Raw genomic sequence first — 12,446 nt, 5'->3', positions numbered from 1 at the left:
GATTTTTCCAAGTAAGTTGTGATTGAAACGCGAGAGAGGGACCCTGATGGTCCCCTCTCACACTCTTCCCCCTTCCGTTTCTTACGTTAGAGGGTTTAACGACAGTCTGGGGCCGCTGGTACCCAGCGGCCCTTACTTGCAGATGAAATTTGTGGGAGAGCTCACATTACTTTTTTGCCCCGCTGTTCTTTACAGGGGGCACCGGGGAAGCGTGCCAGATATTTCCGGCATAGTCCCGAATGGCCCGGTCGGCGGCAAAGCGGCCCGCGCTGGCGGTATTGATCAAGGACATGCGGTTCCAGGCCTTCTGGTCGGCGTAAAGCCGTTCCGCTTTCTGCTGGGCGCCGCGGTAGGACTCAAAATCAGCCAGGGCCATATAGCGATCCTGATTTAAGAGAGCGTTGTAGATATCCTGGAACTGCTGGCCGTCGATGCCGGAAAGCAGCTCATCCATGGCCCGGTGAATGACGGGATCGTTCTGGTACTGGAACATGGGGTTGTAGCCGGAGCGCTTTAATTCCTCCACCTGAGAGGCTGTCATGCCGAAGAGCAGAATATTGTCGTCCCCCACAGCCTCGTGGATTTCCACGTTGGCGCCGTCCAGGGTGCCCAGGGTAACCGCGCCGTTTATCATAAACTTCATGTTGCTGGTGCCGGAGGCCTCAGTACCCGCCAGGGAGATCTGTTCGCTGATCTCAGCAGCGGGGGTGAGCAGCTCCGCCCAGGTGACGCAGTAGTTTTCTACAAAAACCACCTTCAGCTTTTTGTTGACCCGCTCATCGGCGTTGATTTTCTTTGCCAGCGCGGCGATAAATTGAATGATCTGCTTGGCGAAGTAGTAGCCGGGAGCGGCCTTTGCCCCGAAGAAGTAGGTGTGAGGCGTAAAATCGGCATTGGGATTTTCCCGCAGCCACTGATAGGTGGCAAGGATATTCAAGGCGTTCATGTGCTGGCGCTTATACTCGTGAAGCCGCTTGACCTGCACATCGAAGATGGAATCGGGGTCTACGGTCTCGCCCTGTATTTTTTTCAAATAGTGCGCAAGCCGTTCCTTATTGGAGCGTTTGATTTTTTGCAAACGATCCAGAACAGCGGCATCGTCCTGATATTTCAACAGGCCGGAAAGCTTGTCGGCGTCATAAATGTAGTCCTTTCCGATCAGCTCGGTAAGCAGGGAGGCAAGCTCCGGATTGGATTGGTTCAGCCAGCGGCGGTGGGCGATGCCGTTGGTGACGTTTGTAAATTTCTGCGGCATTTCCTCATAGAAATCGTGAAACACGCTGTCCTTCAGGATCTCGCTGTGCAGGGCGGATACGCCGTTGACGTTGTGAGAGCCGATGACCGCCAGGTTTGCCATTTTCACATAGCCGTCGCTGATAGGGGCCATACGGTAAATTTTCGCTTCGTCCACGCCTTTTCTCCGCATTTCCTCCCAGAAGCGGTGGTCGATTTCCTCCACGATCTGATAGATGCGGGGCAGCCGCATGCGGAACAGATCGCAGCTCCAGGATTCCAGCGCCTCGCTCATGACGGTGTGATTGGTATAGGCGACGGTGCGCTTTACGATATCCCAGGCGGCGTCCCAGCCGTAGCCACACTCGTCCAGCATGACCCGCATCATTTCCGGGATAGCCAGCACGGGGTGGGTATCGTTCAGATGGATCGCGGCAAGCTTCGGCAGGTCGTCTAAGCTGCTGTGGGCAAAAAGATGGCGGCGGATAATATCCTGAATGGAGGCGGAAACCAGGAAATACTGCTGAGAAAGACGCAGGAGCTTACCGTCGGTGTGGTTATCCTCCGGGTACAGCACCTTGGTGATAACCTCGGCCATGGCCTGCTGTTCCATGGCCCGCATATAATTGCCGCCGTTGAAGAGGCTCATATCAAATTTGTTGTTTTCCGCCTTCCAGATCCGCAGAAGGCTGATGCCCTTGCCGTCCATGCCGGCCACGCACAGGTCGTAAGGCACGGCGGTGACGGAGGTGTAATCTCTGTGGCGGACGGAATGATACTGCTCGTGCCACTGCTCTTCAATGTGTCCGTCAAACCGGACCTCCACCGAGTTTTCCGGAACCTCCTGCAGCCACACGGACCCCCCGGGCAGCCAGAAATCGGGCAGCTCAGTCTGCCAGCCGTCTACCAGCTTCTGCCGGAAGATACCGTATTCGTACCGCAGGGAGTAACCCATGGCGGGATAGCCCTGGGTGGCAAGACCGTCTAAGAAGCAGGCGGCAAGACGGCCCAAGCCGCCGTTGCCTAAGCCGGCGTCCGGCTCCTTTTCGTAAAGATGATCCAGTTTAATGCCGAAATCGGACAGGGCTTTTCTGAAATTTTCCTCCAGGCCCAGATTGAACAGGCTGTTGCGCAGAGAACGGCCCAGCAGAAACTCCATGCAGAGATAGTAGACCTGCTTAGTTTCCGTTTTTTCGGCGTTTGCCACAAACTCGGCGCGGCCCTTGGTGAGCAGCTCCCGAACGATGAGCACTACGGATTTGTAGTATTCCTCATTGGTGGCGTTTTCCAGGGAAACGCCGAAGGCATGGGCCAGTTTATCCTGAACAGCCTCCTTGATCTGGGATACAGACATTTTGTAATTCATGAAAAAGCCTCCATTATTGTATAAAAATCCTGAAATGCGAAAATGGAAGAAGAAATTTCCCGCTATAATATAGGCATTATACACTAAAATTTTCCAAAAATCAATCATAAGAAGAAGCGGAAAGCAAAACAATAGATTTTCCGTCCGCGCTTTCTTCTAAGAATAGAATATCACAACCGGAGGAAAAGGACAATATGTATATAGAACAGTTCGGCAATTTTCTGAAAATCCTTTGTGCCTTAGCCAGACGGCGCGAATTTGAACCCGCTGAAAACGGTCAATATATTGCCGCTTTTCAGTTTATCGTCCTAGGCAAAGGCGCAAATGTTCCGCAAGCGGAACATTTGCCTGCCGTCGTCCGGAGCTTGCGAAGCAAGCTTTTTGCGCTGAAAATCGACAACATCTCACCAGTTTTCAGTTCGAAGAAGTTTTGCCGGAGTGGATTTTTGTCCGACCTAGGCAAAAGCGGAGTGAGTCCTTTCAGATTCACGAGTATTTTAACGACGGGCGGGCGAAAATACGCCCGGCAAAACCATGGTTCAAATTTGTGCCGTCTGGCTAGGAGTTCTTCTTTTTGGCGCAGGGAATTTCAGGAATTTTTAGGGGAAAAAGGAAAAGGGACTTCCCGAAATCAGAATTTTGCATTATAATGGATAAAATACCAGCGGGAAAGGATGGATCTGCTGTGGAGAAAAGACGGATCAGGCTGGAGATAAACGGCGTGGTGTGCGGCCTTATCACGCCGGAAAGCGAAGAATACATGCAGTCTTTGGCTGACGAGGTCGGAGCGCTGATGCAAAATATTTTGGAAGCCTCTCCCTATATCACCCGGGAAGCGGCCGCCCTGACCGCCGCTTTGAGCTATTGCGACGACGCCAAGAAAAATGGCAAGCAGTCCTTTGACCTGCAAGAGCGGATCGACGAGCTGGAGGTGGAGGCCGAGATCTGGCAGGAGGAAAAGGAGGAGCTGCTGAAGAAGGGGCCTGCGGGGGAAGTCGCCGCGGAGGATCCCGCTTTGCGGGAAAAGCTCTTGAAGCTGGAAGCGGAAAATACCGCTTTGGCCGAAGCCGCCGGCCGGGTAAAAGAGCTGGAGGAACAGGCGGCCAGGCTGGCAGACGAAAACGCCGCTCTGCGGGAGAACTCCGGCGGCTCTTCAGCGGCGGACCACGGGGAACTGTCCCGGCGGCTGTCTGAGGCTGAGGAAGCGAACCGGGCCTTGCGGGACAAGCTGACGGAAAAGGACGGGGAGCGCCAAAAGGCCGAGCAGGAGAAGCAAGGCGCCATCGCCGCGGCGAAACGCGCGGTGGAAGAGGCGAAAAAGATGGTGGATCAGCTTCGCCTGGAACTGGAGGAAACCCGGAAGGAAGCCGCAGAGGCTAAAAAACGGGCGTCCTCTCCGGCCCTGGACCTGCTGGAAAAGGAGGTTCGGGAGCAGGGAGAGGAAAGAAAGCCCGCCCCCTCCCAGCCTGCTGGAGGGAAGAAACGGAAAAACCCCATGCGCTACGAGGAAGAATATGAGCAGGAGGGCTTTATCAGCTTTTTTGAAAAATCATGAGTGAAAAATCAATAGAAGTGCTGGCCCCCGCGGGAGGGCCGGAGGCGCTGCGGGCCGCGGTTTTTGCCGGGGCTGATGCGGTATATCTGGGCGGTCCTTCCTTTGGGGCCAGGGCTCACGCGAAAAATTTTACCCTGGAGGAGCTGGCGGAGGCGGTAAGCTTCTGCCACGCCAGGGGAGTGCGCGTTCATGTAACGGTGAATACTCTTTTGAAGGACCGGGAGCTTCCGGAGGCGCTGGGGCTGGTTTCTACCCTGTGTAAGCTGGGGGTAGACGCTGTTTTGGTGCAGGATATGGGGCTTTTTTCCCTGCTGCGGGAAAGGGCGCCGGAGCTGCCCCTGCACGCCTCTACGCAGATGGGCCTGCACACGCCCGGCGGCGCGCAGCTGCTTTTTGAGCTGGGCGCCCAGCGGGTGGTGCTGGCCCGGGAGCTGTCCCTTTCGGAGATCCGGGAGATCGCCCAGAGCTGCCCGGTGGAGCTGGAAAGCTTTGCTCACGGCGCGCTGTGCATGTCTCTTTCCGGGCAGTGCTATTTCAGCGCTGTGCTGGGCGGGAGAAGCGGCAACCGGGGCATGTGCGCCCAGCCCTGCCGCCTGCCCTTTTCCGCGCCCGGCGGTACGGGGCACGACCTGTCCCTAAAGGATCTTTCCTTTCTGCAAAGGCTTTCCCAGCTGGAAGAGGCGGGGGTCTGCTCCGCAAAGATCGAGGGCAGAATGAAGCGCCCGGAATATGTGGCCGCTGCGGTTTCCGCCTGCCGGAAGGCAGCGGACGGAGAAACGGTTCCGGAGGAGCTGACCCGAAACCTGGAGGCGGTTTTTTCTCGTTCCGGCTTTACAGAAGGATATCTTACCGGACGGCGGGGCAGGGAAATGTTCGGTGTGCGTACCAGGGAAGACGTCACAGACGCCACGGCGAAGGTGTTTTCTTCTCTGCGGGGCCTGTATCGGGGAGAGCGGCAGAGCGTTCCGGTCAGTTTGGTTCTGGAGCAGCGGGAGGGAGAGATTTCCCTGACTGCCCGGGACGAGGAAGGGTCGGAAGGCACCGCAGTGCTTCCCGCCACGCAGGAAGAGCTTCCCCTTTTGCCTGCGGAGCGGTGTGAGGCTCAGTTGAAAAAAACAGGGGGCACACCCTGCTTTGCAAAACAGGTCGCTGTGCCGAAGGGCGGCGTGCGGGCAGGGGTTTCCCAGCTGAACTTGCTGCGCAGGCAGGCCTTGGAGGCGCTGCTTTCCAGACGTGCCAAAAGGCGGCCCATTCCCTTTTTGAACGCTTCCTGTCAGCCTTTTCCCCGGCACGGGACGCGGAACACGAAAGAGCTTCCGGTGCGGGCTTATTTCCGCAGCCCGCGGCAGGTGTGCGGGGAGGCGCTGCGGTGTGAAAGCATCGCGTTGCCGCTGGACACAGCGCCCGAAGAGCTTCACCGCCTGCGCGAAAGTGGCTTTTCCCGCATTCTGCTGGAACAGCCCAGAGCGTTTTTTGGGGCGGAGGACAGGGTAAAAGCCTTGATGGCCGCCAGAATAGAAGATGGGTTTCGGGAATTCACGGTGGGAAATTTGGGCGGCCTGTGGCTGGGGAAGGAGCTTGGAGCCACACTGCACGGATCTTTTTCCCTGAATATTTTTAATACCGCCGCACTGGAGCAGTTTCAAAGGCTTGGCCTTTCCTCGGCGGAGCTTTCCTTTGAGCTCACCGGCAGAGAGGCTTCCGCCCTGAGCGGAACGCTGCCGAGAGGCGTGATGGTTTACGGCAGGCAGGCGTTGATGCTGACCCGAAACTGCCCCTTGGCCAATTCCCCCAGGGGCTGCCTGCACTGTAAAAGCCCCGGCTGTCTCACAGACCGGCTGAAAAAGCGTTTTCCTGTGGTGTGCACCGGCTCCGGGCAGGCCAGATATTCAGAGGTTCTGAACAGTGTTCCCCTTTGGCTGGGAAACCGGGCCGACGCCTTTGCGGATTTCGGTGTGCTGCGGTTCACTGTGGAAAACGCTGTGGAATGCGGGCAGGTGCTGGAAACCTTTTTTCGACAGGAATCTCCTGGTTTTGACTGCACCCGGCGTATGTTTTCCGAGGGCGTGGAATAACGGTGGAAAACTCTGTGGAAAATGTGAATTGGCAGCGTAAGAAAACTGATTTTTTAAAAGAAGAAAAGGAGTATTTTTATGGGTGAAGGACAAAAGCTGAAGATCAAACGGCTGCGGGAAGAGGCGGTGCTGCCGGAGCGAAAAACGCCGGGCAGCGCGGGCTATGACCTGTGCGCCTGCATTGCCGGAGAATTCACCATAGAGCCGGGGGCGTTGGTGATCCTGCCCACTGGTTTGGCGGCGGAGGTGCCGGAGGGCTGCGCCGGTATGATCTTTACCCGCAGCGGGCTGGGCGTAAAGCATGGCATTACTGTTACCAACGGCGTGGGCGTCATCGACAGCGACTACCGGGGAGAGATCCACGTGGGCCTGCGCAATTCCAGCCAGACCGCCTATACGGTGCGCCCCGGCGAGCGCATCGCCCAGCTGATCGTACTGCCGGTGTGCCTGCCCCAGGTGGAGGAAATACAGGAGCTTTCCGAAACCCAGCGGGGTGCGGGAGGCTTTGGCAGCACAGGGCTTTGAGGGCGTGTAAGGGTAATGAGCAATCAGCAATGCGGAATGAACAATTTAAGGGCAAGGGTACAAGCGTTGTGACCAACACAAGCGTTGTAAGCAACGCTGGTAAATTGGAGTTTGGCGTACAAGTTGTTAGCCATTAGTAGTTAGTTGTTAGAGAGGGAAACGGCCTCCAAATTGTCATCCTGAGTCACCAAAGGTGGCGAAGGATCTTGTCCTTTGTCCTTTTTCCCTGGAATTAAGGACGAGATTCTTCGTCACTATGTTCCTCAGAATGACAGGAGGAGGCTATTTGCTAAATTGGAATTTATTGTACTAACGAATGGCAAAAGCCCCTTGCCTCCCCTGAAAGGGGAGGTGGCGCGGCGAAGCCGTGACGGAGGGGTTCCAGCTTAGTGAACATTCAGATAGAACCTGCGTTTTACCAACTTCCCGGCAAGAACACCTCAGTCATGCTAATAACGCATGCCAGCTCCCCTTTCAGGGGAGCCAAGGGGTGTCATATAAACTATAATTTATCGGTGTCCTTGTGGTCAGGTGAAAAATTATTCTTCCGCACCAAGCAGGGACACGAGTGCCCGCGGCGGCCCGCCGCTGCCTGCGGTGTAACCGCAAAAACCCCAGCGCGACTTTTTGCCGTGCTGGGGTTTGGCATTACTTCAATTTTAAGAACCTGCGCACCTGACTGCTGAATTTTCGGAAATACAGGGCGATCAGGCCGTTCAGGGCCCTGTCGTACAGCACGAAGACCAGGTTTGCCAGAAGCAGCAGTACAAGGGGCGTGGCTTTTCCCAAAAACTCAACGGTTTCCCAGGGGATCCCCAGCACGAACACGGCAAGCAGGGTTTCCGTTACCACGGCGGCGTTGAAAATCAAAAGCTTCAGCACATAGCGGAGCGTTTTGTTTTTCACCCTGTCCAATACGCCTGTCAGCACGGGATAATAGCCGAAAAACAGCAGATAAAGCAGGGCCGCTTCCCGGTCCGGCGCCAGCAGAAAGGAAAGTCCGGCGCACACGGCAAAGGTGCCGAAGCCCCAGGAAATCCCCACCTCAGCCACTACCGGGATCAAAAGACATCCGGCAATTGCGGGCAGAGCCAGAGTAGCTACGGGAATGATCCCTGTAAAGAACATCACCACCGTGGACAGCGCCGCTAAAATACCGCAGAGAGCCGCTTTCATGGAATTTTTCGTAATATCACTTCCCGAAACAAGAACGGCGAGGGCCGTAAAAGCTTCCCTACACCGATCAAAGGATAGGAAACAACAAAGAGAAAGATAAAAGGTTTCTTTCATCAACGACTGCCGCAACGGAAAATCGGAACCCGATTTTCCGTTTTAGAAACTACGCAGCAGCTGCCGCAGTGAAGAAGCCCAGTGTTTTTCGTGAGAAAAACCGGTCGCTTCGTGACCGAGGGCTTCTTCCAAAGCAAAATTCGAAACGAATTTTGCGTTTTAACAATCTTGTAGTAACTGCCGCAGTGAAGAAGCCCGGTGTTTTTCGTGAGAAAAACCGGTCACTTCGTGACCGAGGGCTTCTTCCAACGCAAAATTCGAAACGAATTTTGCGTTTTAACAACACGGAATCAAGTCTCCGCCCATGCACTCGCAGCAGCAATCGGCACAGATCAGGGAGGAACACAGATCGCAGGAATTACAGCTGCCGTCCATGCCCCGGTTGGGGTTATAGCCGCCGTATACGCCGCTTCTCTGGTTCATGGTCTGGTTCAGGGCCGCGCTGTACTCTCCGTTTCCGGGGTCCATCTGGCAGGCCCGGGAAAAGTGGTCCTTCGCTTCCTCCAACCAGCCCCGGCGGTACAGCACCGAGCCCTTCAGGAAATACCATTCCGCGTTGCGGCGCTCCGGCGGCACACCGTTTAAGATCTGCTCGGCGTCGGCAATACGGCCCGCCATGATCAGGCTTCGCACATCGCGGAACCCGGAAGCGGCGTTGTTCCCCACAGGGTTGTACCCGCCTGCGGCATACCCTCTCTGTCCCCCGGCTTTTCGCTGGGCGGTGATGGCGTCGTAAGCCTCGTTGATTTCCTTCATCTTCTCGTCGGCAAGCTCTTTTAAGGGACTTTCGGCATATTGATCCGGGTGGTATTTTTTGGCCAGGTTTCGGTAGGCTTCCTTTACCTGTTCATCGGTGGCGGAGGGCGATACGCCCAGCACCTTATAGGGGTCTGACATGCTCATTCTTACGTTCCCTTTCCTCTCTCATTTCGGACTGCTGTTCAAAAAGCGAATTTGCGTTTTTTCTGATAATCGCAAATCGCGTTTTTTCCTTTTTAGGTTCCTTCTTTTCCGGGGCGCTTCCGCCGTTTTTTCTTTACGTGCAGAAACAGGATCTCCCGTTGTATCTCAGGCAAGCCCTTTTGCGCCACATTTTCTATGATCGGGCCGAAAAGCTTTAAATCGATCAGGTTCAAGGGGGGCAGCAGCATGGCCGCCGTGGCGTTCAGGGCCTCGTTGCAGGCAGCTTCAGCGGACCGGAGTTCTTCTTCCGAAAGCTGCCGCTTTTCAGAAAGGCCCAGCCGAAGCAGGAAGGGGTTGAATTTCCCCTGCCTGGCGTCCTCCCGCAGATCGTCGGAGGCGTCCATTAAATAGACCCAGCGCCCTAAAAAATAACCGAACTGGCCCAAAGCCAGTTTTTGGCCTTGTGCTGACTCTTGGCCCTCGGCTTCTCCGGCAAGCTCCTCAAAAAGCCCCTGCAGCAGCTGGGCAGTAGGCTCCGCGCACTCATCGGGGCCGGCCCTTTTTTCTTCCGCCGCTTTCTGCCCTTCCATGGCGGCTTGCGCAAGCTCCGCCAAAAGGGGATATCGCCCCGCCGCCCTTTTCGCCTTGCGGGAAACCAGCGGCAGCAGCAAGGCGCAGCCGAGAGATTTGAAAAAGCCCTCGTCCTCCCGGTCATCCCGCAGCTTGTGCCAGGTCAGCAACACGGAAAGGGCCGCCGCCTTTTGATAGGCTTCCCCGTCCGCCTTCAAATATCGGCATTTCTTCATGGGGTTCGCCGCGCACCGTCCCGCTTCCTCGCAAACCGTTTGTCCGGAAGCGGCCAGGGCCAGCATGGCGTAAAAGGTACAGTCGTAGCTTAGGGAAAACCGGGCAAGCCATCCGTATTCCTTTCCCAACACCCGGCAGAGCTGGCAATAAATTCCTTTATACTGCTCATATTCCTTTACCAGCAATTCCGATTGGAACGGGCGCACATACCCAAACATATCCCTGCCCCTTTTTGCCGCTGTTGCACGTCACTTGCGGTGGGCGATCGAGAAGCTTCTCTGTGCAAATCGAAGCCACACCGCCCGACTATGACTTTTGCCGTTATTGTACTCCACCTGCGGTGGGCGATCGAGAAGCTTCTCTGTGCAAATCGAAGCCACACCGCCCGACTATGACTTTTGCCGTTATTGTACTCCACCTGCGGTGGGCAATCGAGAAGCTTCTCTGTGCAAATCGAAGCAACGCTGCCCGACTATGACTTTTGCCGTTATTGTACTCCACCTGCGGTGGGCAATCGAGAAGCTTCTCTGTGCAAATCGAAGCAACGCTGCCCGACTATGACTTTTGCCGTTATTGTACTCTATTTGCCCGGGAAGTTGTTGAACACACTGTAAATAATTATAGTCAAAGCCGTAAGAAATCGCAAGGGAATCTCCCTGCGAGCTCTTACGGCTTTTCTTTTTTCCCTATTCTCAGAAAACTGTCTTTTTTCCTCAAACCGGCGGAGCTCCTATCAAAAATTCTCAAAACAGGAAATTGCTTTTGCGTTTTTCTTTCGGACCCGCCTTATTTCGGACGAAAAGCCGGCATTACTTCGGTACCAAAGGCAGATTTTAATTGAGCTTATCCAATTCTTTTTTCATGGTTTCCCAGAATTGTTCTATGAGATCGTTAGAATCCAGTTTTTCCTCCAGCATGCGAAGCCTGCTGATCAGCGCCCTTTCCCGCATGCGCAGATCACCGATCTGCTCCGGCGGATCTACCGGCTTGCGCCTGACCCGGATCCCGATCTCCTTTTCCGGATACTGTTCCGGCTGGAAAAAAGCTTCCAGCGGCAAGTTGAATACCACGGCAAGCTGCTGCAGATCCTCTATGCTAAAGGCACATTTTCCCCCCTCCTTATAAGAGTAGGCGGAGCGGGAACAATCCAGAGCCTTTGCCAGGGAATCCTGAGAATACCCGATCTCCATGCGAAACTTTCTCACGGTTTCGCCAAGTGTTTGCCGATCTACAAATCCCATAATAAGTCATCTCCTTAGTGAACATTCGCCACATTACTGCCATTTTACCCTATTCTGGGGCGGAAGTCAATCTTTTTGGAAAAAATTCAGAGTATATAACTCTAAAAACGCTTTCTTAGAGTTTAATCCGCTAAAATTTTGACGTAAATAATTCCAAAAGGAGGCACCCTACATTGCCGTACAAATACTACGAAAAAATCAGAGAAATGCGGGAAGACAGAAAGCTGAGCCAGCAGGATATTGCCGACCTGCTTCACATCGGCCAGCGCACTTACTCAGACTATGAGACCGGAAAGACCCGTATCCCGGTAGAAAGCGTGATCGCGCTGGCCAAATTTTACGATGTAGATCTGAATTACCTCACCGGAATCAGCCAGGAAAAGAACCCTTTTCCCGAAAAATAGTTGTTGGCTGCAAGTGGCCAGCTGTCAGAAAAAGCAGGGGTGGCATTTCTTGACTTTTCTCTAAAAAGAACTGACTGCTTACAGCGCAATAACTCTAACTCCATGAATAAGAACACCGCCTGATGCTTATATATAAGCAGGGCGGTGTTTTTTATGGGAACAATCCGAAAAAGGCGGGGGCTGTATGGACTGGTCAAGGTGAATTGGAAGGCGGTTTCCGGCGCGTTATTGGGAATTGCGGCAATTTTCGCGGCCCTGTTTACCGTCAGCGCCGCCACAGTGGAGCAGGGAGTGGCGCTGCCTGTGGTGATGTATCATTCTGTGCTCAAGGACGAGGCCTATCACGGAAAATACGTGATCTCCCCCCAGGAGCTGGAAAGCGATATGCTTTATTTGAAAAGCCAGGGGTATACTACTATCTTGCCGGAGGAACTGCTTGCTTACGCCCAGGGAAAAGAGCTGCCGGAAAAACCTGTTTTGCTCACCTTTGACGATGGCTACTACAATAACTATCTGTACGCCTTTGAGCTTGCGAAGAAGCACGAGTGTAAATTTCTGATCGCGCCTATCGGCTACTATTCGGATTTTTATACGCAAACCGGAGAGAAAAATGGGTATTATACCCATTGTACTTGGGAACAGCTTCGGGAAATGGCCGATTCCGGCCTGGTAGAGGTGGGAAACCACAGCTATAACCTTCATAAGGGGAGCGGAAGCCCCGTAGGGGTAAAAAAAGCCTCCGGAGAAACTGAGGAGGCTTACCGGGAAAGGCTGACAAAGGATCTTCTCAGCGCCCAGGAAGCGGTGGAAAAGCACGTGGGGAAAAAGCCCCGGGTCTTTGTATATCCTTTCGGCGCGGTGAGCAAGACCACTCCGGAGCTGGTGCAGTCTCTGGGATTTTCCATGACCCTGACCTGCGAGGAAAAGATCAGCTATGTGACACGGGACCCGAATTCCTTTTATGGCCTGGGCCGGTACCTGCGGCCCTCCGGCATGAGCTCTCAGGATTTTTTCACAAAACGCATGAAACTGGGAAAGAGCTGATTC

General features: G+C 54.5%; 11 protein-coding genes. 6 read left to right on the top strand and 5 right to left on the bottom strand.

Translation table 11 applies throughout. The features are described 5' to 3' along the window. Positions 1-166: 166 nt before the first annotated feature. Positions 167-2,599, bottom strand: coding sequence for a glycogen/starch/alpha-glucan phosphorylase (locus tag U8T64_RS01795; protein ID WP_322180365.1), 2,433 nt, complete (start codon positions 2,597-2,599; stop codon positions 167-169). Between the two features lie 194 nt (positions 2,600-2,793). Between U8T64_RS01795 and U8T64_RS01790 the strand changes: the two genes are divergently transcribed. The 4 genes from U8T64_RS01790 to dut all read left to right on the top strand — a co-directional run bounded on the left by U8T64_RS01790 (position 2,794) and on the right by dut (position 6,754). Then, complete coding sequence (locus tag U8T64_RS01790) at positions 2,794-3,249, top strand: hypothetical protein (RefSeq protein WP_322180364.1); 456 nt, start codon at positions 2,794-2,796, stop codon at positions 3,247-3,249. Positions 3,250-3,284: 35 nt separating this feature from the next. Further along, positions 3,285-4,154 (top strand): cell division protein ZapA, encoded by an 870-nt coding sequence (locus U8T64_RS01785; RefSeq protein ID WP_322180358.1) that lies wholly within the window; start codon positions 3,285-3,287, stop codon positions 4,152-4,154. After that, positions 4,151-6,229 (top strand): peptidase U32 family protein, encoded by a 2,079-nt coding sequence (locus U8T64_RS01780; RefSeq protein WP_322180357.1) that lies wholly within the window; start codon positions 4,151-4,153, stop codon positions 6,227-6,229. The genes U8T64_RS01785 and U8T64_RS01780 overlap by 4 nt, the downstream gene beginning before the upstream one ends. A gap of 78 nt (positions 6,230-6,307) precedes the next feature. Beyond that, on the top strand, positions 6,308-6,754 hold the full coding sequence (dut, locus tag U8T64_RS01775; RefSeq protein ID WP_322180356.1) for a dUTP diphosphatase: 447 nt from the start codon (positions 6,308-6,310) through the stop codon (positions 6,752-6,754). Positions 6,755-7,402: 648 nt separating this feature from the next. On the opposite strand, the gene U8T64_RS01770 is transcribed toward dut, so the two are convergent. From U8T64_RS01770 to U8T64_RS01755, 4 genes are all read right to left on the bottom strand, one after another. Further along, positions 7,403-7,930, bottom strand: coding sequence for a hypothetical protein (locus tag U8T64_RS01770; RefSeq protein ID WP_322180354.1), 528 nt, complete (start codon positions 7,928-7,930; stop codon positions 7,403-7,405). A 390-nt stretch (positions 7,931-8,320) separates the two neighbouring features. Next, positions 8,321-8,947: a J domain-containing protein gene (locus U8T64_RS01765; RefSeq protein WP_322180352.1), complete on the bottom strand. Its 627-nt coding sequence runs from the start codon at positions 8,945-8,947 to the stop codon at positions 8,321-8,323. Positions 8,948-9,039: 92 nt separating this feature from the next. Continuing rightward, a complete protein-coding gene (locus tag U8T64_RS01760) occupies positions 9,040-9,972 on the bottom strand; it encodes a DUF5685 family protein (protein WP_322180350.1) in 933 nt (310 codons plus the stop codon). Positions 9,973-10,587: 615 nt separating this feature from the next. Continuing rightward, positions 10,588-10,995, bottom strand: coding sequence for a helix-turn-helix transcriptional regulator (locus U8T64_RS01755; RefSeq protein WP_322180348.1), 408 nt, complete (start codon positions 10,993-10,995; stop codon positions 10,588-10,590). Positions 10,996-11,168: 173 nt separating this feature from the next. On the opposite strand from U8T64_RS01755, the gene U8T64_RS01750 reads away from it, so the two are divergent. Next, positions 11,169-11,399 (top strand): helix-turn-helix domain-containing protein, encoded by a 231-nt coding sequence (locus U8T64_RS01750; protein ID WP_322180346.1) that lies wholly within the window; start codon positions 11,169-11,171, stop codon positions 11,397-11,399. A gap of 153 nt (positions 11,400-11,552) precedes the next feature. Further along, positions 11,553-12,443: a polysaccharide deacetylase family protein gene (locus tag U8T64_RS01745; protein ID WP_322180344.1), complete on the top strand. Its 891-nt coding sequence runs from the start codon at positions 11,553-11,555 to the stop codon at positions 12,441-12,443. The last annotated feature ends 3 nt before the right edge of the window (positions 12,444-12,446 follow it).

The organism is Neglectibacter caecimuris, from assembly GCF_034335015.1.
Taxonomy (GTDB): domain Bacteria; phylum Bacillota; class Clostridia; order Oscillospirales; family Acutalibacteraceae; genus Acutalibacter; species Acutalibacter caecimuris_A.
This window is presented reverse-complemented; position numbering and strand designations above follow the sequence as displayed.

Excerpts from the sequence above, each read along its gene's own strand:
- U8T64_RS01795 (WP_322180365.1), bottom strand. The coding sequence starts at position 2,599 with ATGAATTACAAAATGTCTGTATCCCAGATCAAGGAGGCTGTTCAGGAT.
- U8T64_RS01790 (WP_322180364.1), top strand. The coding sequence starts at position 2,794 with ATGTATATAGAACAGTTCGGCAATTTTCTGAAAATCCTTTGTGCCTTA.
- U8T64_RS01780 (WP_322180357.1), top strand. The coding sequence starts at position 4,151 with ATGAGTGAAAAATCAATAGAAGTGCTGGCCCCCGCGGGAGGGCCGGAG.
- dut (WP_322180356.1), top strand. The coding sequence starts at position 6,308 with ATGGGTGAAGGACAAAAGCTGAAGATCAAACGGCTGCGGGAAGAGGCG.
- U8T64_RS01770 (WP_322180354.1), bottom strand. The coding sequence starts at position 7,930 with ATGAAAGCGGCTCTCTGCGGTATTTTAGCGGCGCTGTCCACGGTGGTG.
- U8T64_RS01765 (WP_322180352.1), bottom strand. The coding sequence starts at position 8,947 with ATGAGCATGTCAGACCCCTATAAGGTGCTGGGCGTATCGCCCTCCGCC.
- U8T64_RS01760 (WP_322180350.1), bottom strand. The coding sequence starts at position 9,972 with ATGTTTGGGTATGTGCGCCCGTTCCAATCGGAATTGCTGGTAAAGGAA.
- U8T64_RS01755 (WP_322180348.1), bottom strand. The coding sequence starts at position 10,995 with ATGGGATTTGTAGATCGGCAAACACTTGGCGAAACCGTGAGAAAGTTT.
- U8T64_RS01745 (WP_322180344.1), top strand. The coding sequence starts at position 11,553 with ATGGGAACAATCCGAAAAAGGCGGGGGCTGTATGGACTGGTCAAGGTG.